The sequence below is a fragment of the Terrabacter sp. R4-6 genome (genome assembly GCF_057529065.1).
Genome location: NZ_CP197224.1, coordinates 1,308,148 through 1,331,864 on the forward strand (window position 1 = coordinate 1,308,148; position 23,717 = coordinate 1,331,864).

The 23,717-nt window shown below is 72.0% G+C and carries 27 protein-coding genes, 1 tRNA gene and 1 pseudogene; 9 read left to right on the forward strand and 20 right to left on the reverse strand.

Translation table 11 applies throughout. From position 1 onward, the window contains the following. Positions 1 to 1,041 carry an iron ABC transporter substrate-binding protein gene (locus tag ACSSS0_RS06140; protein WP_487230422.1) on the reverse strand — a complete coding sequence of 347 codons (1,041 nt, stop codon included), beginning with the start codon at positions 1,039 to 1,041 and terminating at the stop codon, positions 1 to 3. A gap of 131 nt (positions 1,042 to 1,172) precedes the next feature. On the opposite strand from ACSSS0_RS06140, the gene ACSSS0_RS06145 reads away from it, so the two are divergent. Next, positions 1,173 to 1,517 (forward strand): histone-like nucleoid-structuring protein Lsr2, encoded by a 345-nt coding sequence (locus ACSSS0_RS06145; protein ID WP_487230423.1) that lies wholly within the window; start codon positions 1,173 to 1,175, stop codon positions 1,515 to 1,517. 53 nt (positions 1,518 to 1,570) lie between these two features. On the opposite strand, the gene ACSSS0_RS06150 is transcribed toward ACSSS0_RS06145, so the two are convergent. The 3 genes from ACSSS0_RS06150 to ACSSS0_RS06160 form a co-directional block, all read right to left on the reverse strand. Then, positions 1,571 to 1,786, reverse strand: a complete 216-nt coding sequence (locus ACSSS0_RS06150; protein ID WP_487230424.1) for a hypothetical protein — start codon at positions 1,784 to 1,786, stop codon at positions 1,571 to 1,573. 285 nt (positions 1,787 to 2,071) lie between these two features. Then, positions 2,072 to 2,356 carry a hypothetical protein gene (locus ACSSS0_RS06155; protein ID WP_487230425.1) on the reverse strand — a complete coding sequence of 95 codons (285 nt, stop codon included), beginning with the start codon at positions 2,354 to 2,356 and terminating at the stop codon, positions 2,072 to 2,074. Positions 2,357 to 2,370: 14 nt separating this feature from the next. Further along, a complete protein-coding gene (locus ACSSS0_RS06160; RefSeq protein ID WP_487230426.1) occupies positions 2,371 to 2,814 on the reverse strand; it encodes an Hsp20/alpha crystallin family protein in 444 nt (147 codons plus the stop codon). A 268-nt stretch (positions 2,815 to 3,082) separates the two neighbouring features. On the opposite strand from ACSSS0_RS06160, the gene ACSSS0_RS06165 reads away from it, so the two are divergent. The 3 genes from ACSSS0_RS06165 to ACSSS0_RS06175 all read left to right on the forward strand — a co-directional run bounded on the left by ACSSS0_RS06165 (position 3,083) and on the right by ACSSS0_RS06175 (position 6,157). Next, positions 3,083 to 3,367 carry a hypothetical protein gene (locus ACSSS0_RS06165; RefSeq protein WP_435984838.1) on the forward strand — a complete coding sequence of 95 codons (285 nt, stop codon included), beginning with the start codon at positions 3,083 to 3,085 and terminating at the stop codon, positions 3,365 to 3,367. A gap of 359 nt (positions 3,368 to 3,726) precedes the next feature. After that, a complete protein-coding gene (locus ACSSS0_RS06170) occupies positions 3,727 to 4,701 on the forward strand; it encodes a slipin family protein (protein ID WP_487230427.1) in 975 nt (324 codons plus the stop codon). A 10-nt stretch (positions 4,702 to 4,711) separates the two neighbouring features. Then, positions 4,712 to 6,157, forward strand: a complete 1,446-nt coding sequence (locus ACSSS0_RS06175; protein WP_487230428.1) for a wax ester/triacylglycerol synthase domain-containing protein — start codon at positions 4,712 to 4,714, stop codon at positions 6,155 to 6,157. On the opposite strand, the gene ACSSS0_RS06180 is transcribed toward ACSSS0_RS06175, so the two are convergent. From ACSSS0_RS06180 to ACSSS0_RS06195, 4 genes are all read right to left on the reverse strand, one after another. After that, positions 6,151 to 6,483, reverse strand: coding sequence for a hypothetical protein (locus tag ACSSS0_RS06180; RefSeq protein WP_487230429.1), 333 nt, complete (start codon positions 6,481 to 6,483; stop codon positions 6,151 to 6,153). The two genes, ACSSS0_RS06175 and ACSSS0_RS06180, sit on opposite strands and share 7 nt — an antisense overlap. A 9-nt stretch (positions 6,484 to 6,492) precedes the next feature. After that, positions 6,493 to 6,867, reverse strand: a complete 375-nt coding sequence (locus ACSSS0_RS06185) for a hypothetical protein (RefSeq protein ID WP_487230430.1) — start codon at positions 6,865 to 6,867, stop codon at positions 6,493 to 6,495. Positions 6,868 to 7,337: 470 nt separating this feature from the next. Beyond that, on the reverse strand, positions 7,338 to 8,285 hold the full coding sequence (locus tag ACSSS0_RS06190) for an AraC family transcriptional regulator (RefSeq protein WP_487230431.1): 948 nt from the start codon (positions 8,283 to 8,285) through the stop codon (positions 7,338 to 7,340). Positions 8,286 to 8,657: 372 nt separating this feature from the next. Further along, positions 8,658 to 8,738: transfer RNA gene (locus ACSSS0_RS06195), tRNA-Tyr, on the reverse strand. Positions 8,739 to 8,873: 135 nt separating this feature from the next. Between ACSSS0_RS06195 and ACSSS0_RS06200 the strand changes: the two genes are divergently transcribed. Further along, entirely contained in the window at positions 8,874 to 9,368 is a 495-nt protein-coding gene (locus ACSSS0_RS06200) for a YajQ family cyclic di-GMP-binding protein (RefSeq protein WP_435984833.1), read from the forward strand. Positions 9,369 to 9,453: 85 nt separating this feature from the next. On the opposite strand, the gene ACSSS0_RS06205 is transcribed toward ACSSS0_RS06200, so the two are convergent. Then, positions 9,454 to 10,242 (reverse strand): DUF4031 domain-containing protein, encoded by a 789-nt coding sequence (locus ACSSS0_RS06205; RefSeq protein WP_435984832.1) that lies wholly within the window; start codon positions 10,240 to 10,242, stop codon positions 9,454 to 9,456. 138 nt (positions 10,243 to 10,380) lie between these two features. Between ACSSS0_RS06205 and ACSSS0_RS06210 the strand changes: the two genes are divergently transcribed. Beyond that, on the forward strand, positions 10,381 to 10,671 hold the full coding sequence (locus tag ACSSS0_RS06210) for a WXG100 family type VII secretion target (protein WP_487230432.1): 291 nt from the start codon (positions 10,381 to 10,383) through the stop codon (positions 10,669 to 10,671). Between the two features lie 128 nt (positions 10,672 to 10,799). Here the strand turns inward: ACSSS0_RS06210 and groL are convergent, their stop codons facing one another. The 3 genes from groL to ACSSS0_RS06225 form a co-directional block, all read right to left on the reverse strand. Continuing rightward, complete coding sequence (gene groL / locus ACSSS0_RS06215; RefSeq protein WP_435984829.1) at positions 10,800 to 12,431, reverse strand: chaperonin GroEL; 1,632 nt, start codon at positions 12,429 to 12,431, stop codon at positions 10,800 to 10,802. A 225-nt stretch (positions 12,432 to 12,656) separates the two neighbouring features. Further along, a complete protein-coding gene (locus ACSSS0_RS06220) occupies positions 12,657 to 13,082 on the reverse strand; it encodes an HIT family protein (protein ID WP_487230433.1) in 426 nt (141 codons plus the stop codon). A 59-nt stretch (positions 13,083 to 13,141) separates the two neighbouring features. Next, the gene (locus ACSSS0_RS06225; protein WP_487230434.1) at positions 13,142 to 13,684 is read right to left on the reverse strand and encodes a hypothetical protein; all 543 of its coding nucleotides are present in this window, start codon (positions 13,682 to 13,684) and stop codon (positions 13,142 to 13,144) included. 104 nt (positions 13,685 to 13,788) lie between these two features. On the opposite strand from ACSSS0_RS06225, the gene ACSSS0_RS06230 reads away from it, so the two are divergent. Then, positions 13,789 to 14,685, forward strand: a complete 897-nt coding sequence (locus ACSSS0_RS06230; protein WP_487230435.1) for an MBL fold metallo-hydrolase — start codon at positions 13,789 to 13,791, stop codon at positions 14,683 to 14,685. 153 nt (positions 14,686 to 14,838) lie between these two features. On the opposite strand, the gene ACSSS0_RS06235 is transcribed toward ACSSS0_RS06230, so the two are convergent. The 8 genes and pseudogenes from ACSSS0_RS06235 to ACSSS0_RS06270 form a co-directional block, all read right to left on the reverse strand. Continuing rightward, positions 14,839 to 15,861 carry a type IV toxin-antitoxin system AbiEi family antitoxin domain-containing protein gene (locus ACSSS0_RS06235; protein ID WP_487230436.1) on the reverse strand — a complete coding sequence of 341 codons (1,023 nt, stop codon included), beginning with the start codon at positions 15,859 to 15,861 and terminating at the stop codon, positions 14,839 to 14,841. Positions 15,862 to 16,063: 202 nt separating this feature from the next. Then, positions 16,064 to 16,555: an SRPBCC family protein gene (locus tag ACSSS0_RS06240; protein WP_435984824.1), complete on the reverse strand. Its 492-nt coding sequence runs from the start codon at positions 16,553 to 16,555 to the stop codon at positions 16,064 to 16,066. Positions 16,556 to 16,562: 7 nt separating this feature from the next. Further along, positions 16,563 to 17,633, reverse strand: coding sequence for a P1 family peptidase (locus tag ACSSS0_RS06245; protein ID WP_487230437.1), 1,071 nt, complete (start codon positions 17,631 to 17,633; stop codon positions 16,563 to 16,565). Continuing rightward, a complete protein-coding gene (locus tag ACSSS0_RS06250) occupies positions 17,630 to 18,094 on the reverse strand; it encodes a GNAT family N-acetyltransferase (RefSeq protein ID WP_020143393.1) in 465 nt (154 codons plus the stop codon). Before ACSSS0_RS06250 ends, ACSSS0_RS06245 begins: the two co-directional genes overlap by 4 nt. A 125-nt stretch (positions 18,095 to 18,219) precedes the next feature. Next, positions 18,220 to 18,537: pseudogene (gene napA / locus ACSSS0_RS06255) on the reverse strand (nucleoid-associated protein NapA); the annotation flags it as partial. 240 nt (positions 18,538 to 18,777) lie between these two features. Then, positions 18,778 to 20,139: a pyridoxal phosphate-dependent decarboxylase family protein gene (locus ACSSS0_RS06260; protein ID WP_487230438.1), complete on the reverse strand. Its 1,362-nt coding sequence runs from the start codon at positions 20,137 to 20,139 to the stop codon at positions 18,778 to 18,780. 68 nt (positions 20,140 to 20,207) lie between these two features. Continuing rightward, entirely contained in the window at positions 20,208 to 20,855 is a 648-nt protein-coding gene (locus ACSSS0_RS06265) for an HAD family hydrolase (protein ID WP_435984820.1), read from the reverse strand. A gap of 9 nt (positions 20,856 to 20,864) precedes the next feature. After that, positions 20,865 to 22,043: an N-acetylglucosamine-6-phosphate deacetylase gene (locus tag ACSSS0_RS06270; protein ID WP_487230439.1), complete on the reverse strand. Its 1,179-nt coding sequence runs from the start codon at positions 22,041 to 22,043 to the stop codon at positions 20,865 to 20,867. Positions 22,044 to 22,087: 44 nt separating this feature from the next. Between ACSSS0_RS06270 and ACSSS0_RS06275 the strand changes: the two genes are divergently transcribed. Next, entirely contained in the window at positions 22,088 to 22,765 is a 678-nt protein-coding gene (locus ACSSS0_RS06275; protein WP_487230440.1) for a uracil-DNA glycosylase, read from the forward strand. Further along, positions 22,762 to 23,580 carry an SGNH/GDSL hydrolase family protein gene (locus ACSSS0_RS06280; protein WP_487230441.1) on the forward strand — a complete coding sequence of 273 codons (819 nt, stop codon included), beginning with the start codon at positions 22,762 to 22,764 and terminating at the stop codon, positions 23,578 to 23,580. Before ACSSS0_RS06275 ends, ACSSS0_RS06280 begins: the two co-directional genes overlap by 4 nt. The last annotated feature ends 137 nt before the right edge of the window (positions 23,581 to 23,717 follow it).

Below are 23,717 nucleotides of genomic sequence, written 5' to 3' on the forward strand. Positions count from 1 at the left end.
CTACAGCAGACCCGCCTTGGTCATCAGATCGGTGACCGTGGCGGAGTTGAGCTTGGCGGGGTCGACCGTCGGGGCCCGGAGGTCCTTCAGCGGCACGAGCGCCGGGTTCGACGGCACGTCGGAGCCGACGGCGTACTCGAAGGACGTGCCCTTCTGCAGCACCTCCTGGCCGGCCCTGCCGGTGACGAACTTCAGGAACGACTGGGCGGCCGCGGCGTTCTTCGACGAGTTCAGCACGCCGCCACCGGAGACCGAGACGAAGGCGCCCGGGTCCTCGTTCTTGAAGTAGTGGGTGCCGACGTTGGCCGAGTTCTCGCCGGTCTTCGCCTGGTCGCCGTAGTAGTAGTAGTGGTAGATCAGCGCGGTCTCGACCTCGCCGGAGTTGACCGCCTTCATCGCGGTGCTGTTGCCCTTGTAGACCTTGGCGTTGGTCTTCATCGCGGTCAGCCAGTCGTTGGCCACGGCCGCGCCCTTGAGCTCGAGCAGCGCGGACACGATGGCCTGGAAGTCGGCACCGGACGGTGAGGCGGCCCAGCGGCCCTTCCACTCCGGCTTCGCGAGGTCGAGCATCGAGGCGGGGAGCTGGTTCTCCTGCAGCGTGCGCTTGTCGTAGACGAGGACCGTCGAGCGGGCCGCGATGCCGGTCCACTTGCCCGTCGAGGGCCGGAACGCGGCGGGCACCTGGTCGAGCGTGGCCTTGTCGACGTCGGCGAACAGCCCGGCGTTCTCGACCTGCGTCATGGCGGGGCTGTTCTCGGTGAGGAAGACGTCGGCCGGCGATGCCGCGCCCTCCTGGACGATCTGGTTGGACATCTCGGAGTCGTCGCCGTTGCGGACGGTGACCTTGATGCCGGTCTGCTTCGTGAACGCGTCCACCCACTCCTGGGTGAGGCTCTCGTGCTGCGCGTTGTAGACGGTGATGCTGCCCGATCCGTCGGTCGACCCGTCGCCGGAGGACGAGCCGGAGCCGCAGGCCGTCAGGGCGAGGGCGCCGACGGCCGCGAGGGCGACGCCGATGGTGGTGCGGGGGCGGGAGGTCATGTGAGCTGCCTTCGTGGATCCGGAGGGGCGCGCCGGTCCCGTCGGACGGCGCGCCTAGTAGGTAAGCCTTACCTTACACAGCGTGGCGAGTGCCTCCGTCCACCCCCGAGGGCGCCCACTAGGCTCGTCCCATGCGCCGGACCATCGTCTCCCTCGTCGACGACCTCGACGGCACCGAGGCGGCCGAGACCGTCACCTTCGGCATCGACGGGAACTCCTTCGAGATCGACCTCTCCGAGGCGAACGCCGACGCGCTCCGCTCGGCGCTCGAGGGCTGGGTGTCCCGGGCCAGGCGCGCCGGTGCCGACCGCCGGACGCACACGGCGCCCACGCGGTCGACGACGGTGCTGCCCGCCGTGGGCGAGTCACGCAACGCGCTGATCCGCGCCTGGGCGGCCGAGACAGGACACCACGCACCTGCGCGCGGCCGCATCCCGCAGGCCGTCGTCACGGCGTACGACGACGCCCACAGGTAGCCGCTCGTCCGCTCGCCCGCTCGGCGGCCGTGGCCCCTCCTCGTCGCCGTGGGCTAGGCCCGCGGCCCCTCGCGGTGCTCCTGCTCCGACACCTGCTTGCCGTGCACCCAGTACTGCACCGACCCGTCCTCGGCCTCGACGGCCGGGCCGTCGAGGCGGTGCAGCCGCGCCGCCGTGAAGTAGAGGGTGTCACCGCGGGCGACGATGACCTTGTCGTAGCCGCCGGTGGGGTGGCGGGTTCCGCTTCTCCATTCGGGCTGCGACGTCACGGTGCTGGGGTCTCCGGATCTGCTGGTGGACGGTCAGGCGATGGGCTCAGGCTACTGCCCGTCCCCGTCAGTGGCGGTCGCGCCCGGACCGTTGGCGCGTCCGCGCTGCACGCAGCCCGTCGTCGGCCCCTGCTCCAGATCCGCACCGCGTCCGCGACCTCGGTGAGCAGTCCGGCCGCGTGAGCCGCGTGACACGACAGGCTCCCCGGGTGAGTGGTCACCCGGGGAGCCGGCAGCGGTGCCGTGCGGCGTGCCCCGGCCCGGCGTCCGGGCCAGGGCCCGCCATCACGACGGACGGCGACCGGCAGGCGGGGAGCGCTCCCGGCCCCGAGCGACGGGACCGACCTCCCGCCGCACCGCCCGGTGCGTCGCACTCCGGCGGCCGGCCTCGCGACGAGCGCGCCGGGGCGGTCCTCCGTCGGGCCGGTCGGGGTGGTCGGGTGGGCGCACCGGCGGCCAGCCCGCGCCGATGATCGCGTCGAACTCGGCGCGCAGCAGCTCGTCGTCGTCGCAGACGAGGGCCATGAAGGCCTCGTCGACGTCGGCGGCCGACTCGACGGGCACGACCATGAGCGTCACCTCCCTCAGGCGGTGATCGTCTTCCGGTCGTCCGCGTCGTGCGAGATCTCGATCTTGCGCGGCTTGGCGCGCTCCGCCACGGGGATCGCGAGCCGCAGGACGCCCGCGTCGTAGCTCGCACGGATGTGCTCGGTGTCGAGGCTGTCGCCGAGCACGAGCTGGCGGCTGAAGACGCCCCGCGGCCGCTCGGCCGCGATGAGGTCGGCATCGCTCGCACGGGTGGGACGCTCGGCCTTGACCGTCACGACGTTGCGTTCGACATCGAGGTCGATGGACTGCGGGTCGACGCCCGGCAGGTCCAGCTCGACGTGGAAGGTGTCACCGTCACGCCAGGCGTCCATCGGCATCGCCGAGGGCCGGGCCAGGGTGCCGCTGGTCCCGAGGGCCAGCTGGGCCACCCGGTCGAGGTCGCGGAAGGGGTCGCGGAAGGGGTCGGTGCGCATCAGCATCGTTGTCACCTCCATCAAGTCCAGATGCTCCATGGTGACCACGACCGCATCTCACGGTCCGTGGCATGCGCTGTAAGAATTTTGTAGCACCGCCGAGTTCGTCTGTGCAAGAGCATGATTCGAGAAAATCTGGCCATCTCCCCAGGCTCTCAGGATGTTCTCTCTCGACCGGGAGCCCCCTGACCGGGACCCGCACCTCGTCAGCGGACGGTATCCGCGCGCTGGGCAGTGACTGGCCCTCGGCGCCCAAGCAGGCGACGATGACGCCATGGCGAAGTCTGGGGGTGGCCCGCGGTTCTTCAAGCGCCGCGGTGACGAGCTCACGGTCAAGGACGGCGAGGGCAACAAGCACCACGCGACGCTCGAGCGCGTCGACGCCGACTCGACGCAGGAGGACGGTTCGTTCGTCCTGGGCTACTGCAAGAGCTGCGACTGGACGGGCCCGGCCCGTCGGGCCCGGGACAAGGCCCGTAAGGACGCGCTCGCCCACGCCGACGAGTGCCCGAGCAAGGGCAAGGTCCGCCTCGGCGTGAGCGAGAACGACCCCCGCTAGGTCCTCGCCGAGCCGGGGCTCGCCGCGCACTTCAGGACTGACCACCGCCGAACGGCAGGCCCGGGTCCTTGGTCCCTACTGGCTTCCGGCGGCCGGACGTACAGTGGGAGGTGCTGGGAAGTCAGCCAGCCCGAGAGCCCCGACCGTACGCCGCGGGGGTCGTGAGTACTCCGCTCCGCGCCGGGCGCCTCGTGTTCACCGACCCACCGGGATCGCACGATGCCTGCACCCACGACCGTCCCCCGCTCTCGACCGATCCCGTGCCGCTCGGCCGCGCGGACGCCTCTGTCACGCACCCACCTCGCCGCTCGCGGGCTCGCGACCGTCCCCGGTTCCCCTCGCCTGAAAGGTCGCCCGTCATGACCTGGATCATCGTCACCATCGTGGTCGCGGTCGTGCTGCTGCTCCTCGCCCTGTCGGTCCGCGTCGTCCAGCAGTACGAGACCGGCGTGCTCTTCCGCCTCGGCGTCGTCATCGGCGAGCGAGCGCCCGGCCTGCACCTGATCATCCCCGTCGTCGACTCGCTGCACCGGGTCTCGTTGCGGATCGTCACGATGCCCATCCAGTCCCAGGGCATCATCACCAAGGACAACGTCAGCGTCGACGTGTCCGCCGTCGCCTACTTCAAGGTCGTCGACCCGGTGAAGTCCGTCGTCGCCATCGAGAACGTCCGGGCCGCGATCGACCAGATCGCCCAGACCACGCTGCGCAAGGTGGTCGGCCAGCACACCCTCGACCAGACGCTCTCGGAGACGGACAAGATCAACCTCGACATCCGCGGGATCCTCGACGTCACGACCGCCGACTGGGGCGTCGAGGTCACCCTCGTCGAGCTCAAGGACATCCAGCTCCCGGAGAGCATGAAGCGCGCCATGGCCCGACAGGCCGAGGCCGAGCGCGAGAAGCGCTCCAAGATCATCAACGCCGAGGGCGAGTCCCTCGCCGCGACGGCGCTCGGTGAGGCCTCCGACATCATGATGGAGCACCCGCTGGCCCTCCAGCTGCGCAACCTCCAGACCCTTGTCGAGCTGGGCGTCGACAAGAACTCGACCGTCGTCTTCCCGGCGCCGCTCATGTCGACGATCGCGGAGCTCGGCACCTTCCTGACGCGTGAGACCGCCGCCGCCGAGAGCACGACGGCTCCCGCGGCGCCCAGCGAGGGTCGGTCCGCACCCCCGAGCGGTCAGGTCACTCGGACGCTGAGTCCCGCCACCGTCTCCGCGCTCGGTCACCTCAGCGCCGGCGGGTCGGACCCGGGCCGCTTCACGTCGGCACCGAACCGCGACTACCTGTGGGGCCAGTACCGCCATACGGAGTCGGACCCGGTGGGCTGAGGGACCACCGGTGCAGCGCCGCCCCGGACCGGACCCGTCGAAGACGTCCGCGCGCCCCACGTCCGTCGACCGTGTCACCTCGAACGACGCGACGACGTTGGCGACCGACCGAGGACCCGCTCCCATGAACATCGGGGTCGTCCTCGTCGTCGAGCACGGCGGCACACTGGCCCTCGACGAGGTGCGCACCCTCCTGAGTGCCCGGATCCCCTTGGTCCCCAGACTTCGTCAGCGGCTCCGCTCGACGCCGATCGGGTGTGGTCGGTCGATCTGGGTCGACTCCGAGGACTTCGACGTGGACCGCCACCTGAGCCACGTCGTGCTCGACCCACACCTCGGCTCGCCGGACGGGGCGGCGACCGGTTCCGCGACCGTCGACCCGACGCTGCTCGCCGAGGCCGCCGCCTTCGTCTGCACCCCGCTCCCGCGCGACCGCCCCCTGTGGGCCGCCCGCTGGGTCACCCGCCCCGGCGACGACGAGGCCGCCCTCGTGCTGAGCGCCCACCACTGTCTCGCCGACGGTCTCGGCGGGCTCGCGGTGCTCGCCGCCCTCTGCGACGATCGCGCGCCCGCACCCGCCGGCCCAGCTCGCGCGTCGGGACCACCGCCCTTCCCGAGACCGGCGCCGACGACCGCCGAGCTGGCCCGCGACGCGTGGCGGGCCCGTGCGGCCGCCGTGAAGCGCGCCCCGGCACGGCTCGGGGTGGCGGTCACCGGCATACGCGAGCTCGCCGGGCCCGGTCGGCACCCCCGGCTGGCCGCACGCACCTCGCTCAACCGACCCACCGGGCCGGGGCGCCGGATGACCACCGCCGCGGTGTCCGTGGAGGGGCTCGTCGAGTGCGCCCACGCCCGGGGCTGCACCGTCAACGACCTCGTGCTCTCGTCCGTCGCCGGTGCCGTCGGGGGCCTGCTGCGGTCGCGCGGGGAGAGCGTGTCCGAGCTCGTCGCGTCGGTGCCGGTGTCGGACCGCCGCTCGACCGTCGCGGACCGGCTCGGCAACCACACCGGCGTCATGTCGCTGCCCCTCCCCCTGGTGGACGACGCCGACGAGCGCCTGCGGAGGGTCGCGGCGCTGACGACGCAGCGCAAGGGGCCCGTGCGCGGAGCCTCGTCAGGCCCACTCGGTCTGGCCTTCCGGATGCTCGCGCGCGTCGGTGCCTTCCAGACCTTCGTCGACCACCAGCGTCTCGTGCACACGTTCGTGACCAACGTGAGGGGCCCGACCGCCCCCTGGCACCTCGCCGGGCGCCGGGTCAGCGGCGTCGTCCCGATGGCGATCACGCCGGGCAACGTCGGAGTGAGCTTCGACGTCCTGTCGTATGCCGGCCGGCTCGTCGTGACGCTCGTCGCGGATCCCGCGGTCGTGCCCGACCAGGACGACCTCACCGCTCGGCTCGAGGTCGAGCTGTGCCGCCTGGCGGCTCGGCCGGCCGCGGACGCTCTCGGTCAGTAGTCGACCCCGCTGACCGGGACGACCAGCGGGCCGGTCGCGATACGTCGTGCCGCATCCTTCAGCAGCGACTGCGGGTCACCGTTGAACAGGTCGACACCCTCGGCCATGCAGATGAGCATCGAGTCGAGCGACCTGAGCGGAAAGGTCCATTTCAGTCCGACTCCATCGGGCAAGGCGTCCCTCATGAGCTGTATGCGGGTGAGGCCTGTCCGCGCGCCCCGCCACGAGCCGCCCTGGACGAGCCAGACACCCGTGGCGCCCAACAGCTCGCACGCCGCGAAGGTGGCCTGCGGAGTGAGCCCATCAGTGTCCAGCACCACTCGCACCCGCACGTCCTAGGCCGTCATGGCCTCGACCAGCGCGCTGACGTCGTCAGCGAAACCGTGCCCGGCGTCGGCGCTCAGGCGGTCGACGCCGGCCAGCATCCCGAGGTCCGTGGCGCCGTCGGCCGCCAGTCGTCGCGCCTCCGCCACCAAGGCCGCAGTGGCGAGCGGCTCCACATCCCCGTGGCGCCAGCCGGGGATCGTGACCACTCCGACCGACGTCCCGGTCAGGTGCCCGGCCACCGTCGGCACGACCTCGGGTAGCGCAATCACGCTGGACAGGCCCTGGCGCACGGCGAACGCACAGCCGTCGCGGAGCGCTTGCTGGGTCTGCTCCGCAGCGTAGAGACGGTGCTCCAACCGGGCCGCGACCTCCCCAAGGCTCACGGGCCGCCGCCGCGTCGGTAAGGGCCTCGCCGTGCCAGGGACCGGCACGTCACGCGTGGTGGTGCACACAGAACTCCCTCTGCTCTGGGAAGGGCGGTTGCCAGGTCACTGGCCGGTCACCGGGTCGTGCGCAGTGGAGCGGAACAGGGTGAGCGGTCCCGAGTAGGCGGGGGGCGTCCCGGGACCACTCCCTGAGCTGCAGCGCTCACCCGCGGAGGAGCACGCAACCCATCTGCGGCTTGCTCGAGACTGCGTCTCTCACCGGCCACAACCCTCGGATGTCGCACGCCCGCGCCTCAGTGGATCAGCCCGGTCGGTGGGTGGGGAGCGCCGACCGCACTGTCCCGCACAGCTGCGGAACATCCACCACCATGCAAGCGGGCTGCGGTCCCCCGGCCTAGCCAGCTCGCGCACGCTTACGTCCGAATCACGCAACGCGGTGCGGTGGCACCGCCCACACGTGCACGTTCCTATCTCGGTGGCCGCCTGAGGGTCTGGGACGGCATCTCCGTGAACGCCTGGCGATAGGCCGCAGCAAAGCGGCCCGGGTGCAGCATTCCCCAGCTGTACGCCACGGTCTCCACGGTCGTCGCCCCAGGGGTCGCCCGCTTCAGCTCCTCGTGGATGCCTTTGAGCCGCAGGTCGCGCAGGTAGGTCATGGGCGGTTTCCCGATGTGCTGGCGGAACCCGCCCTGGAGTGAGCGCACGCTCACGTGGACGGCTCCGGCCAGCACCGTGCTCGACCAGGCCTCTGCCGGGCGCTCGTGCAGCAGGTCGACGGCGCGCGCCACCGCGCGAGGAACGGCCGGCACGTCGGGACGGTCGAGCTCTTCGATGTGGCTGTGCGCGTGCCCGAGGAGAAGGGCGTCCAGCAGGGTCCTCTCCAGCTGACGCCCAGCGGCCGGGTGGGACAGCAGACGTCCCCGGCAGGCGAGCTCTCCGGCGATCAGCTGCACCATGCTCCGCCAGGCACGCCCCTCGGACGTGGCGAGGCTCATCTGGAACGGCAGGTTCAGCGGTCGTTCGACGGGATGCCCCAGGAGCTCCTCGAGCTCGCTCTCGAGTGTCGACTCAGGGACCATGAGGCAGAGCTGGACGGCGTCGGAGCTCCATTCGATGGCAGCGGGTGCGCCGACCGGAAAGACTGCCGCCTGCCCGCTCGTCGTTGCCACCGGCGCGGAGCGCCCCACGCAGGAGACGACCGTCCCCGCCAGAGGGGTGTTGACGTGGATATGACGAGCCTCCTCGGTCACGAGGCGGATTCGGCGTCCGTACTCCAGCTGACCGACCGTGGTCGTCCCGATGTGCGCGGTGGCCAAGCGCATGGTCAGTGCGCCCGGTTCCAAGGCTTCGACGCGGTTCGGCAGGTAGGCCTCGGCGACAGCCGCCTCGGCCTCGTCGGGTGCAGCCGCCGTCACCACCCGAGCCGTCTGCGCTCGCGGTGTGGAGCCGTCTCTCGCGAGGTGCCGCGGGGCCGGGACATCTCGGCGATGCATCCCGGTCGCCGTCTGCCGGGGCATCGTCATGCGCCGCGCGTTCGCCATGGGCCTGCGCGCCCGCCACCAAGACTCTTCATACGTGCACCAACGGCTTCGACCTCGGACCTGTCCAGTGCGGCCACTATAGGCAGTCGACGCACAGGGACGTCGCAGCTGCGCGCCGACGTCGTCGGTTCCGCACGGACCCCGTCAGGCCTTCGCTCCCCCCGTCGCCGGATGGCGGAGCACCTTCGCAGCAGAAGGGCCCCTGACCGGCGTTTCCGCTGGTCAGGGGCCCTTCAGAGCACTGGGTGGCAGGTGAAGGATTCGAACCTTCGTAGCTCTCGCGACGGATTTACAGTCCGTTTCCATTGGCCGCTCGGACAACCTGCCTTGGTGCGTCTGGAAGGATAGCAAGAGATCGGGCGCGGTCCGAAATCGGGACTGCGGCGACGCCTTCGTCGTGTCCGCGGCCCCTCCGCGCACCCGCCCGACGGACCAGACAACAGCATCCGGAAGGACCCACCGATGGCCGACTCCTCGTTCGACATCGTCAGCAAGTTCGACAAGCAGGAGATCGCGAACGCGGTCAACAGCGCCAGCAAGGAGATCGCGACGCGCTACGACTTCAAGAACGTCGGCGCCTCCGTCGACCTCGCCGGCGACGTCATCAAGATGAAGGCGAACACCGAGGAGCGCTGCCTCGCAGTGCTCGACGTCGTGCAGACGCACCTCGTCAAGCGCAAGGTGAGCCTCAAGCACCTCGACGTCCCCGAGGCCGGCCCGCGCATCTCCGGCAAGGAGTACCACCTCGACGCCCCCCTCAAGGAGGGCATCTCCCAGGAGAACGCGAAGAAGATCAACAAGCTGATCCGCGACGAGGGACCCAAGGGCGTCAAGAGCCAGATCCAGGGCGACGAGCTTCGGGTGTCGAGCAAGTCCCGCGACGACCTCCAGGCCGTCCAGCGGATGCTGCGCGAGGCCGACCTCGACGTCGCGCTGAACTTCACCAACCAGCGTTGAGCGCGCGGGTTCGCCTGCGCCACAGGCGAACCCACCACGACAGACCACGTATGCCGCCCACCCCAGTGGGCGGCATACGTGCGTTCTAGACCGGGCGGGCGAGACCGCGCAGGTCGGGGAAGACCTCGACCGCGAGGGCCCACCAGAAGAGGTGGCCGCAGAGCTCGGCGTACTCCTCCGGGGTGACCCAGCGGGTCTCGTGGATGCCGTCGTCGCCGTCGGTCAGCTCCGGCCGCACGTCGTCGAGCCGGGTGCGGAAGACCTGCAGGAAGGGCTTGTCGCGACCGAAGAGGTTGTCGTCGGTCAGGGGCGTGAACCGCTCGTAGCCGCAGGGCAGGACGTCGTGGTGGCGCAGCCTCAGGCCGGTCTCCTCGAAGGTCTCGCGCACGGCGTTCTCGACCGGGGTCTCGTCGTCCTCGCGCCACCCACCGGGAGATCCCCACTCACCGCGACGGATGCTGTGCACGACGACGAAGTCCCCCCGCCGGTCGCGGACGAAGACCATCGCCGCCAGCACGCGGGCGGGATCGAGCGGGTCGTCCGAGGCCACGAGGTCGACGTCGCTCACGCCGTTGGGGAACGGCACGGCGAGGATGCGACGGACCCCGCGGTCCCGCTTGCGCTTGCGCAGCCGCAGACCCGAGGCGTTGAGCCGGCGCGCGAGGTCGACCCCCGTCGTCGGCGTCGCCCCGGCGTCGACGGCGTCCTGCCAGCGCCCCTGCGGCACGTCGTAGTGGTCGCCGTCGAACGACCGCGGGTGCAGCGCGGCGGCCCGCGCGACCTCGTGCAGCTCGTCGTAGGAGGCGTCGCTGACGAGATGCGCGAAGAGCCGACCGTGGGCGGGCCAGATCGGCTGGTCGATCCACACGGTCATGCCTCGAAGCCTAGGCCAGCCCGGCGGCGCACGCCGTCCGGTCCCTGTGGATGACGCCGGCCACCGCTCCCCCGCCCGACCTAGCCTCGGACGAACGCGGCCACCGTCCGGTCGGCCCACCGATCGAGGAGAGCACCCATGTCCCGTTCCGTCGTTGACACCGAACGCATCGCCGCCGCGGCCGGCGACATCAACCGGCTCGCCGACACCATCACGTCGAGCACCGCCGAGCTGCGCGGGCGGCTCGCCGGTATGGGCGCGGACTGGCAGGGTCCGGCCAAGGTCGAGTTCGAGCGCGTCATGCAGGACTACCAGCGCATCCAGGCCCAGATGACGCAGGCCCTGGCGGACGTCGGCCGGCTCACCCTCAAGGCGTCGACGGCCTACGCCGAGCACGAGAACGCGACCCGCGCGCTCTTCGCGCGCTGACGCCGTCCCGGCCGGACGGCATACGCCCTCAGCGCCGCGGGCGTCGGTCGGGGGACGACGAAGGGCGGCTCCCCCGTGAGGAGGAGCCGCCCTTGCGACGTGCTGCGGTACTGCTCAGACGGAAGGGCTCAGAAGCCCATGCCGCCCATGCCACCCATGTCGTCGCCACCGGGCATGGCCGGCGCGTTCTTCTCGGGCTTGTCGGCGATGACGGCCTCGGTCGTGAGGAAGAGGGCCGCGATCGAGGCTGCGTTCTGCAGCGCCGAGCGCGTCACCTTGACCGGGTCGATGATGCCGGCGGCGAGCAGGTCGACGTACTCACCCGTGGCGGCGTTGAGACCGTGACCGGCCTCGAGGCCGCGCACCTTCTCCGCGACGACTCCACCCTCGAGACCGGCGTTGATCGCGATCTGCTTGAGCGGGGCCTCGGTCGCGACGCGCACGATGTTGGCGCCGGTCGCCTCGTCACCCTCGAGCACGAGCTCGTCGAGCGCCTTGGCGGCCTGGATGAGGGCCACGCCACCACCGGCGACGATGCCCTCCTCGACGGCCGCCTTCGCGTTGCGGACGGCGTCCTCGATGCGGTGCTTGCGCTCCTTGAGCTCGACCTCGGTGGCCGCGCCCGCCTTGATGACGGCGACGCCGCCGGCGAGCTTGGCGAGGCGCTCCTGGAGCTTCTCGCGGTCGTAGTCGGAGTCCGACTTCTCGATCTCGGCCTTGATCTGGGCGATGCGGCCCTCGATCTGCGAGCGGTCCTCGGCGTCCTCGACGATGGTCGTCTCGTCCTTGGTGACGACGACCTTGCGAGCGCGGCCGAGCAGGTCGAGGGTGGCGTTCTCGAGCTTGAGACCGACCTCCTCGGAGATGACCTGGCCACCGGTGAGGATGGCGATGTCGGTGAGCATGGCCTTGCGGCGGTCGCCGAAGCCGGGAGCCTTGACGGCGACCGACTTGAACGTGCCCTTGATCTTGTTCACGACGAGCGTCGCGAGGGCCTCACCCTCGATGTCCTCGGCGATGATCAGCAGCGGCTTGCCCGACTGCATGACCTTCTCGAGGAGCGGGATGAGGTCCTTGATGTTGCCGATCTTGGAGTTCGCGACGAGCACGTAGGCGTCGTCGAGGACGGCCTCCATGCGCTCGGTGTCGGTGACGAAGTAGGCGGAGATGTAGCCCTTGTCGAAGCGCATCCCCTCCGTCATCTCCAGCTCGAGGCCCATGGTGTTGGAGTCCTCGACGGTGATGACACCTTCCTTGCCGACCTTGTCCATCGCCTCGGCGATGAGACCACCGATCTCCTCGTCGGCCGCCGAGATGCTGGCGGTCGAGGCGATCTGCTCCTTGGTCTCGATCTCCTTGGCCTGCTCGAGCAGGCGCGCGGTGACGGCGTCGACGGCCTTCTCGATGCCGCGCTTGAGCGCCATCGGGTTGGCGCCGGCGGCCACGTTGCGCAGGCCTTCCTTCACCATCGCCTGGGCGAGCACGGTCGCCGTCGTCGTGCCGTCACCGGCGACGTCGTCGGTCTTCTTGGCAACTTCCTTGACGAGCTCCGCGCCGATCTTCTCGTACGGGTCGTCGAGCTCGATCTCCTTGGCGATCGAGACGCCGTCGTTGGTGATCGTGGGGGCGCCCCACTTCTTCTCCAGGACGACGTTGCGGCCCTTGGGGCCGAGGGTCACGCGGACGGCGTCGGCGAGGATGTTCATTCCTCGCTCGAGCCCGCGACGCGCCTCTTCGTCAAACGCAATGGTCTTGGCCATTCGGGTGGTTCCTCCCACGCGAATCGTTGGTGGTGGCCCGCATGACGCCCGCGACGGACGGGACCGGTCTCCCCAGCTTCATGTAGCTGCGAACCCAGCCCCTCGGCATACGGCCCATTTCTGTCACTCCCCTAGGGAGAGTGCTAACGCCATTATTGGCACTCTCGGGGTGAGAGTGCAAACGTCTGACCCCCCTCGAGTGAGGGCGTATGCCGTCCGCTCGGCTCAGGCGTCCGCGGCCGGCACCAGCGCGGCGGCGATCCGGGCGGCGTGCTCGGCGGACTCCTGCCCCGACGCGTAGGTCGTCCGCGGCCAGAAGAAGCCGCGCAGGCCGTCGCCCTTGGTGCGCGGGACGACGTGGACGTGCAGGTGCGGCACGGACTGGCTCACGACGTTGTTCATCGCCACGAACGTGCCCTGGGCGCCGAGCGACTCGACGACCGCCGCGGCGAGGCGCTGGGTGGCGCCGAGGACGGTGGCGTGCAGGTCTGCGGGCAGGTCGAGCAGGGTGTCGACGTGCCGGCGCGGCACGAGCAGGACGTGGCCCTTGAAGACGGGCCGGCGGTCGAGGAAGGCGACGAGGTCCGGCTCGTCGAGCACGACGTCGGCCGGCACCTCCCCCGCCACGATCGAGCAGAAGACGCAGTCCATGGCGACAGGCTCCCACGCCACGTCGTGCCGGTCCGGGCCGAGCGCCCGTCAGCAGGGGATCAGCAGATGACGAGCAGGAAGCAGCCGCCGTCGCTCGAGGTGGGCGAGGGGCTCGGCGTCGGCGTGGGCTTCTTCGTCGAGGTCGGCTTCGGCTTGGGGTTGCCCTTCGTGGGCCGCGACGACGGGCTCGGGCCCACGGTCGAGCTCGGCGCGGGGGCCGTGGTGGCCTGGCTCGACGACGGGGCAGGGGCCGACGTCGTCGGCACGGACGACGTCGGGTCGGAGGCCGGCTCGACGACGGCGGTTGCCGGGGGCCGCGTCGTCCCGGGGCGGGTGGCCCCGGTCGCCGCGGCGGTCGAGCTGGTCGCCGCGGTGGAGGTGTCGGCCGAGCCCCAGCCGTCGTCCGAGGTCGTGCTCGTCCACTCACCGCCGGGCAGCCCGGGAAAGCCGCTGGACGACATCGCCTCGTCGCTCCAGCTGTCGCCCGACCAGTAGGCGACGGCGCCGGTCGAGAGCAGGGCGATGGAGGCAAGGACGGCCGCGATGAGGATCGTGCGTCGGGACTTCGAGCCGGGAGTGGAGGTGGGGATCTCGGTCGACATGGTCCACCAACGTAGAGGAACCGGGCGTGGGGCGCCTCCTCAGCGCCTGCCCGCTACGGTGGACCCATGCTCGGCGAGACGTGGATCACACCGAGGGGCGCGGGGTGAGCGCGCCGCTCGCCGGGGACCCGCTCGCGACGACGAGCAGCGGCTTCGTCGAGGTCGCCGACCGCGTCTTCGTCGCGCGCTACCGGCAGTGGGACGTCAACGTCGGACTCGTGCTCGGCCGCCACGGCGCCGTCGTCATCGACACCCGGGCGAGCGGCGTCCAGGGCAGCCAGGTCCTCGACGACGTGCGCCGCCTCGGCCGGGACATCGAGGTCCGCCACGTCGTCAACACGCACGTCCACTTCGACCACAGCTTCGGCAACATCGCCTTCGAGACCGCCATCGTGCACGCCCACGACAACGTCGGGCGCACCATCGAGGCCGACGCCGAGCGCATCAAGGCCGCCTTCCGGGCCGACCCCGGCGACGGTCCGGAGTACGGCTACACCGCGCGCGACGCCGCCGAGGTCATGGCGACCGTGGTGCGGGGGCCCGACCGCACCTTCGGCTCGAACGCCACGATCGACCTCGGTGACCGCGTCGTCACGATGACGTATGCCGGCCGCGGACACACCGACGGCGACGTGGCCGTGCTCGTCCCCGACACCGACGCGATGTTCCTCGGCGACCTCGTCGAGGAGAGCGCGCACCCGTCGTTCGGGGACGACTGCTGGCCGCTCGAGTGGGCCGACACCCTGACCTCGCACCTGGTCCAGGCCGAGGACCGCACGGTCGTCGTGCCGGGACACGGGCACCCGGTGGACGGCGCCTTCGTGGCTCGCCAGCGCGACGAGATCGCGGCGGTCGCGGCCGTCATCCGCGAGCGCCGCCTCGGTTCGGTCTCGCTGACGGAGGCGCTCCGCGAGCCGGACCCTCGCCTGCCCTATCCCCTCGACCACCTGGGCTCCGCGATCCGCCGCGGCTGGGACCACCTCGCCCCACCCGCCCCCTGACCCCAGCACCGTCATCGCGACCTCGACAGCCCTACTTGATCGTCGCGTGCACGGACACGGTGCGCTCAGGGTCGTGGAGTTCCATCGGCACCTGGTGCCGGAGGAGCTCCACGACCTGAGGCCTCCGCGCGCGGCGCGTGTTCGGCGCGGGACTCAGGCCGCTCGGCGCAGCCACTGAGCAGCGCCACAGTCGCGCCCACATGACCTGAGCTGGCCGTCCCAGCCACGCGATCGCAGGAGCCGACCGACGACCAGGCCCGCGCGACAAGGCTCGAGGACGTGGGACCAGCCGAGTCTCAGCGTCACCTCGCCGCGGGCCATGGCATCGACGTCACGCTCGAGATCGGCCCACTCCCGCCCGGGTCCGGTGTGGACGAACCGACCATCGAGCTCCACCACGAGCCCGAAGTCGCGGTAGTCGACGTCGCGGTAGGTCACGCCTCCCCTGGTGACGACCCGGACCTGCCGGTGCGCGGTCGGCAGCCCGTGCGGTCGCTCGACCTCACGCAGGTAGCGCCGCTCGAAGGCCGACATCGTCCCGGCCGCCACGTCGTCGAGGATCGCGAGCAGCACGCGCCGACGAGGCAGGCGACCACGTGCGGCCAACGAGGCGTGCAGCCGGGCGGCCGTCGTCGCTCCCTGTTGGCAGGCATCGGCGAGGACCGCGACGGCCGCCGCCTCGTCGCTGCAGGCAGCGGCGACGTCGAGCAGGGCCTCGTCCAGACGCAGCCGTGGCGGAGACAGGTGCAGCTGGACCCGGCTCTCGAAGTCAGCCCGCCGAGACACGACCACCCCGGCGGGTGGGGTGACCCGTCGACTCGCGTCCACGACGACGTGCACCGGTTCGACGGCAGCCGCCCGCCCCGGCTGCACGCCACGGTCCGGCCACGAGGCTAAGGCCCCGTCACCCGCAGTCGACCTGAGGCCGTGCGCGCGCAACGCGGAAGGACCGGCGAGCGCCGCGGGCCAGTGGAAGAGCACCGCCGCCCACGCCCGCTGCGACCACGTCGCAGGCCCCGTGTGGTCGACGTAGACGCCCGGATGGATCCGCGCGAGCTCTCGACGTCGCAGCAACCTCTCCAGGTCGTTGTCGTCGAGACCGGAGTCGAGTGCTTGGGCCCTCGAGAGCACGCCGTCCTGCGACCGGAGCACGGTGTGTGCACTCGTCAGGTCCATGGCTCGAGCCTGCGGCGAGGCCGAGTGACGCGCCCAGGAGCGGAGGGGCCTGTGGGCAGTGTCGGATCGGGCCAGGCGGGTGTGGATGGTCCGGCCGAAGGGTCGTGGAGCTCTTCCGGCACCTGGTGCCGGAGGAGCTCCACGACCTGAGAGAGGCAGGCAGAGGGTTCCGACGTCGGCGCCGACGAGCGCCGGCACCGGGTCAGCCGGCAGTGCCTGTCGTGGCGGCGGCGAGGACCATGTCGTCGGAGCAGGCTCGGGCGAAAGCCGCGATGCGAGCCCGGATCTCGCGCCCGAGCAGCCACTGCCCGATCGGCTCGGCCACGATCCGGAGCCAGGCCGGGCGGACGGCATACGTGTACTTCCAGACGGCGAGAGTGCCCGCGACCCCGCCCCGCTCCTCCGGCGTGAAGCGCCACCCACCACCGAACCGCTCGAAGAACCACGGCCCTTCGACCATCGTCATCCCGACGCTCGTCGGTGGCCGGTACGACGCGTACTCGCTCACCATCCGCGGCCCGATGCGCGCCCGCGTCACCGTGCGCACGCCCTTGGCGGGACGCACGGCGTCGACAAGGTGCTGGCTCCGGATGAACGGGTCCCAGCGCAGACGCACCTCTCCCGTCGTCTGCGACACGGCGAAAGCCACCTCCGGCGGGACCGGCACCCACGCATCTGCAGTCACCTGCGGCACGCCGGGCTCACCTCTGCAGCGCGGACGGGAAGGCGTCGGACCAGGAGCGCAGCGCGACGCCGCCGTCGGACGTGCGGTCGACCGACGTCGCCGCGAGCAGCGCGTGGACGATGGCCCGGGCGACGCAGTCGGCGCCGGCCTCCATGAGCAGGGTCTGCTCGACAGGGTCGGGCGCCGGCCGCGCACCCGTCGCGAGCGTGAAGAGGGTGTCGCCGTCGAAGAGGGTGTGCACCGGCTTGAGGGCCCGCGCGTAGCCGTCGTGGCCGATCCCGGACATCTTCTGGCACTGGGCCTTTTCCAGGGTGGCGTCGGTCGCGATGACGCCGATCGTCGTGGCGAGTCCCGGTCGACCGGCGCTCGCGGGCAGCGCCTCTGCCCGGGCCCGGGACGCCTCGAGCTCGGCGGCACTCGGCCGACCCACGTGGGCCAGCTCGTCGCCGAGCCCGAGCCCCACGGCATACGGCAGCCCGGTGGCCGGGTCGACGGCCGAGCCCACGGCGTTGACGGCGATGAGCGCGGCGACGGTCGTGCCCGACTCGAGCACGACGCTCGCGGAGCCGATCCCGCCCTTGAAGCCACCCGCCTTGGCTCCCGTCCCGGCCCCGACGCAGCCCTGGGCGACGGCCGAGGCCGACGCGACTGCGTATGCCGCCCTCCCGTCCTCGGCGCGCGGGTGGTGGCCCCACGTGCCGGCACGTCCCAGGTCGAAGAGGATCGCGGACGGCACGATCGGCACGACGTGGCCGGGCTCGCCCATCGGCCAGCCGATCCCGTCGTCGAGCAGGGCGCCCATGACTCCGTCGACGGCGGCGAGGCCGAGCGCGGACCCGCCGCCCAGGACGATCGCGTTGGCGCGGTCGACGAGGTTGCGCGGGTCGAGCAGGTCGGTCTCGCGCGTGCCGGGTCCGCCGCCGCGCACGTCGACACCGGCGACCGCACCGCCGTCCGGGGCGAGCACGACGGTGACGCCCGTGAGCCAGCCCGGCTCGTCGCGGGTGCAGTGTCCGACGCGGAGGCCGGCGACGTCGACGAGGGAGTTCGTCGGGCCGGGGGCCGCGACGAAGGGGGCGCCGCTCACTGCGGGTCCCGGAGGTCGAACTCCATGAGGCGGCCCGGGGAGCTGAAGCCGAGCCGTTCGTAGAACTCCTGCGCGCGGTCGTCGGGGGCGTTGAGCCGGATCCACTTGACGTCGGTCGTGCGCGACCACTCGATCATCGCCTCGGTCAGGGCCCGACCGACCCCGCGGTCACGGCAGCCCGGCGCGACGAAGAGGCCTCCGACGTGCAGCCACGAGACATCCTTGCGGCCGGGCCACGGCAGCGCCCGGATGCGCCGCGTCTCGAGGATGCCGGCGTGGTCGCCCCGGCTCTCGGCGATCCACGTCGGGCGGTCGGGCCGCTCGGCCAGCCACGCGTCGACGAAACGGTCGAGGTAGCCGGTCTCGGACGGCATACCCAGCTCGCGGGCGAACTGGAGGTGCAGCGCGGCGACGATGAGGGCGTCGTCGGCGGACGCGCGGCGGATCGTCACCTCGGCCATGAGGGAAGTGAACCATGCGCGTGCCGTGAGGGCGCGCAACCCCGGCCCGGTCGGGGCACGGCGCCCAGGGGTTGGGACGCGTCAGCCGTGTGCCCGCTCAGACGGAGCGGGCCGGACGGAGCAGGTCAGACGTTGATGCCGAGGCGGCGGCTCGTGCGCGCCCGCTGACGGCTCGCGCGCATCCGGCGCAGTCGCTTGATGAGCATCGGGTCGGCCTCGAGAGCCTCGGGGCTGTCGAGGAGCGCGTTGAGCACCTGGTAGTAGCGCGTGGAGCTCATGTCGAAGAGCTCCTTGATGGCCTGCTCCTTGGAGCCGGCGTACTTCCACCACTGGCGCTCGAACGCCAGGATCTCGAGGTCGCGCGCGCTGAGCCCGTCCCCGGACTCGGGGCGCTGCGGCTGCGCCGTGGCGTGTTCTGTGCTCATGTCCCCGTCTCGCTGCGGTCGTGCTGCGTGTCGCGTCGTGCGTTGGCTCCGGTCACACCCTAGACCGAAATGACATGGGTGTCATTCAGCCGAGGCGTGGCGCGGCATGTCGTCGGCGGGGCAGTCGCACCGCCCGCAACATGCGTCCCACGAGCCTCGTGCGCCCCACCCGTGACGCCCCATCGCGTCGTCCGGTTTCGTGCCGGTGTGGGCCGGTGTCGGCCCGTGTCGTCCGAGAGCCGTCTCCGGCCCGCCCGGTCAGGTCATCGTATCGAGGATGGCGTTGACGTCCTCCTTGGTGGTGTGCGGGTTGACGATGGCGAAGCGCGTCAGCGTCTCCCCGCGGAAGGTCGTCGGCACGACGAAGGCGAGCTCCTCCGCGAGGAGCCGGTCGGTCCACGCCTGGTAGTCCTCGGGGCCCCAGCCGAGACGGCGGAAGACGACGACCGACAGGTCGGGCTCGCGCACCGCCTCGAGGTAGTCGCGGCGCCCGATCTCGTCGGCGGCGAAGCGGGTCACCTCGAGGGTGCTCTCGATGGCGTCGACGTAGGCGTCGGTGCCGTGCACCGCGAGGGAGTACCAGAGGGGCAGGCCGCGGGCGCGCCGCGTCAGCCCGATCGAGTAGTCGGTCGGGTTCCACTCGGCCGACTTCGTGATGACGTCGAGGTAGCCGGCCTCCTGCGTGTGCGCGACCCGCGCCAGCTCGGGCTCGCGGTAGATGAGCGCGCAGCAGTCGAACGGCGCGAAGAGCCACTTGTGCGGGTCGACGATGAACGAGTCCGCGTGCTCGATGCCGTCGAAGAGGTGGCGCACCGAGGGCGCGGCGAGGCCGGCACCGCCGTAGGCCCCGTCGACGTGCAGCCACAGGCCGTACTCGCGGCACACCTCGGCGACCGAGGCGAGGTCGTCGACGACGCCGAAGTTCGTCGTGCCGCTCGTCGCGACGACGGCGAAGAAGGTCTCGGGACCGTGCTCCTCGAGCGTCTTGCGCAGCTCGGCGCCGGTCAGGCGCAGCTTGTCGTCCACGTGGACGCCGCAGACCTCGGCGTCCATGACCGCAGCCATCGAGACGACCGACGAGTGCGCGTTGTCCGTGGCCGCGATCCGGTAGGCGCGCGCGCCGGTGCCGGCCTGCGTCGCGCGAACCCTGGCCGTATGCCGTGCCACGACGAGCGCCGACAGGTTGCCCACCGTGCCACCGGGCACGAAGACGCCGCCCGCCGAGTCGGGCAGGCCGGCGAGGTCACTGATCCAGCGCAGGGCCTGGTTCTCGGCGTAGACCGCGCCCGCGCCCTCCATCCACGACCCGCCGTAGATCGACGAGGCGCCGACGACGACGTCGAAGGCCGCGGCCTCGCGCGTCGGGGCGCACGGGATGAAGGAGAGGTAGCGCGGGTGGTCGGTCGAGAGGCAGGCCGGCGCGAGGGTGTGCTCGAAGAGCTCCATCGCCCGCGTCGAGCCGAGCCCCTCGGGGGTGATGGTCTGGCCGGCCGCGGCCCGGAGGTAGTCCTCGGGCTGCGCGCCGTCGAGCGGGATCGGGTCCATGAGCAGGCGCTCGCGGGCGTAGCTGAGGACCTTGTCGACGGCGACGTGGTCGGCATCCTTGTCGAAGCTGTGCACGCACAGATGCTAGGCCCTGCGACCCCGTGCCTCCGCACCGTCGGGGGCCGTGTGACGGGGCCGGCGCCTCAGCCGAGGAGGGTGGTGCGCAGCTCGTCGGCGGTCGCGACGACAGCCGTGGGCCGCACGCCGTGCAGCGCGTCGGGGAGACCCGCGCCCCACGTCACGGCGACGGTGTCCATGCCTGCGGCCTTGCCGGCGAGCACGTCGACGACGGCGTCCCCGACGTAGACGGCGTCGTTGGAACCGCGACCCATCCGGTCGAGTGCGAGCAGCAGCGGCGTCGGGTCGGGCTTGTGCCGCTCGGTGTCCTCCATCGCGACGAGGACGTCGACGTGCTCGCTGATCCCGAGGATGTCCATGGCCTGCTGCGCCGACTCGCGCCGCTTCGAGGTGGCGACCCCGACGTGGACTCCGGCCGCGCGCAGGTCGCCGAGCACGTCGACGACGCCGTCGTAGCCGCGGATCAGGCGCTCGGTGTTGTCGGCGTTCCACTGGAGGTACGTCGCGTAGAGCTCGTCGGCGTGCTCGGGCGAGTGGTCGCGGAAGGCCCCGATGAGCGGCCGGCCGATCCACGAGCGGATGACGTCCGGGTCCTCCTCGCGACCGATGACGGTGCGGAACGCGTGCTGGTAGGACTCGACGATGAGGTTGATCGTGTCGGCCAGCGTGCCGTCGAGGTCGAAGACGGCGGTGGACCAGCGGGGAGAAGTCACCGGCCGAGCCTAGGGCAGCGACGGCTCGAGCCACCGCCCTCGTCTCATGACCCGGGTGGGCCGCGCGGCCTCGTCGACGACGACGACGTCGGCGCGGGACCCCACCGCCAGCGAGCCGCGGTCGGCCAGCCCGAGCGCGCGGGCAGGGGTGCGCGTGGCGGGGCGGACGGCATACGCCATGGGGAGGCCGGAGGCGACCGCGCGGGCGACGATGTCGGCGACGTGGCTCGTGCCGCCGGCGATGGAGCCGGGGGTCGTGCCGTCGGGGTCGTGGGTCAGGCGGGCGATGCCGCGGTCGACGACGACCGAGAGCCCACCGAGGACGTAGGCGCCGTCCCCCACCCCGGCCGCGGCCATGGCGTCGGAGACGAAGGCGACGTGATCGACTCCCACGAGGTCGAGGACGGTGCGCACGGTGTCGTCGGAGAGGTGTGCGCCGTCGGCGATGAGCTCGACCGTGACGTGACCCCGGGCGGCCGAGCGCATCAGTGCCGGGACGGCGCCCGGCTTGCGGTGGTGCCACGGGTCCATGCCGTTGAAGAGGTGCGTGGCGAGGTCGGCGCCGGCCGCGACGGCCTGCTCGACCTGCGCGAAGCTGGCGGTCGTGTGGCCGATCGCCGCGTGGATGCCGGCCGAGGTCAGCCAGCGGACGAGGTCGAGGCCGTGGTCGCGCTCGGGGGCGAGCGTCACCTGGCGGAGGTGGCCGCGCCCGAGCTCGATGAGCCGCTCCACCTCGGCGAGCGACGGGTCGCGCAGCAGCGTCGGGTCATGGGCCCCGCACCGCGCCTCCGCGAGCCACGGGCCCTCGAGGTGGATGCCGTCGACGACACCGTCGTCGGCGAGCTCGGCGAGCATCGCGACGCCCCGCTCGAGGTCGCGCGGGCTCATCGTGACGAGGCTCGCGAGCAGGCTCGTCGACCCGTGCGCGTGGTGGTGCTCGGCCGCCGCGGCGGCCGCGTCGTCACGCAGGTCGGTGAACGCGGTGCCGCCCCCGCCGTGGCAGTGGATGTCGACGTATCCCGGCACCATCGTCCCGCTCACCCGCTCGGCCGCGGCGGCGCCGGGTGGGGGCTCGGCACCCGGGGTGACGGGGGTGACCGACGTGATGCGCGCGCCGTCGACGTGGACGAGGACGTCGGGCAGCACCGTGTCGTCGACGAGGGCGGGTCCGCGCAGTGTGAGGTTCATCGGGGTCGATTCTGTCGCACGCGACGCGGGGGTAGCGTGAGGCCGTGCCAGCCCGCCCCCTCAGTGACCTCGTCCACCCGACGTGGGTCCCGGCGCTCGAGCCGGTGGCCGACACGATCAGCGCGATGGGAGAGTTCCTGCGCGCCGAGGTCGCGGCGGGCCGCGGCTACCTGCCCGCGGGCGACCGCGTGCTGCGGGCCTTCTCGCTGCCGCTGCCCGACGTGCGCGTGCTCGTCGTGGGTCAGGACCCCTACCCGACGCCCGGTCACCCGGTCGGGCTCAGCTTCAGCGTCGCGCCCGACGTGCGGCCCGTCCCGCGGTCGCTGCAGAACATCTACCAGGAGCTCGGCACCGACCTCGGGCTGCCGACGCCCGGCACCGGCGACCTGACCCCGTGGTTCGAGCGCGGGGTCATGCTGCTCAACAGAGTCCTGACGGTGCGCCCGGGGGCGAGCGCCAGCCACCAGGGCAAGGGCTGGGAAACCGTTACGGCACAGGCGATCTCGGCCCTTGTCGTGCGCGGCGGCCCCCTCGTGGCGATCCTCTGGGGTCGTCAGGCGCAGTCGCTCGCGCCGATGCTCGGCGACGTGCCGCGCATCGAGTCGGCCCACCCGTCGCCGCTCTCGGCGCGCTCCGGCTTCTTCGGCTCGCGGCCCTTCAGCCGCACCAACGACCTCCTCGCCCAGCAGGGCGCGGCACCCATCGACTGGATGCTGACATGACCCAGCCCGCCCCCGACGGCTCCGCACCGACGGTCTGGACCCGCTTCGTCGCGATCGGCGACTCCTTCACCGAGGGCATGTGCGACGACGACCCGACCTTCGGCCACGACGGCGAGTTCGCCGGCTGGGCCGACCGGCTCGCGTCCCACCTCTCGGAGATCGCCCGCACCGAGGGGCTCGACTTCGGCTACGCCAACCTCGCGGTGCGCGGCCGCAAGCTCGCCGACGTCGTCGGCCCCCAGCTCGAGGACGCCCTCTCGCTCCAGCCCGACCTCGTCAGCATCGTCGGCGGCGGCAACGACATCCTGCGCCCCAAGGCCGACCTCGACGGGCTCGCCGCCCGGCTCGAGGCCGCCGTCGCGCGCATCCGGGCGACCGGCGCCGACGTGCTCATGGCGACGCCCGTCGACCCGGCGGACGCCCCGCTCGTCAAGGCCACCCGCGGTCGCGCGGCGATCCACACGGCCAACATCTGGAGCATCGCCCGCCGCAACGGCGCCCACGTCATCGACCAGTGGGGCCTGCACGCGCTCCGCGACTGGCGGATGTGGAGCGAGGACCGCATCCACATGACGACCGAGGGCCACCGCCGCGTCGCCCTCGCCGCCCTCGAGGCGCTCGGGCACACGCCGGCCGAGACCGACTGGGCGACGCCGCTCGAGCCCGCGCCACCGATCGGTCGCCGCGAGGCCCTGCAGGCCAACGCGCAGTGGGCCAAGGAGTACGTCGGTCCCTGGGTGCACCGTCGCCTCACGGGCCGCTCCTCGGGCGACCACCGGCAGGCCAAGCGTCCCGACGTGGCTCCGCTCGACTGATCCCACCGGGCCGAACGACTCACTGCCCGCACACCGCCCGGTGCCGCTCGGCGGCGCCCACACCCTGCCGGCCGCCCGGCACACCGCCGCTTCTTCGGAGCACCCTGCCCGGCGCGTGAGGATCTTCTGAAAATTAC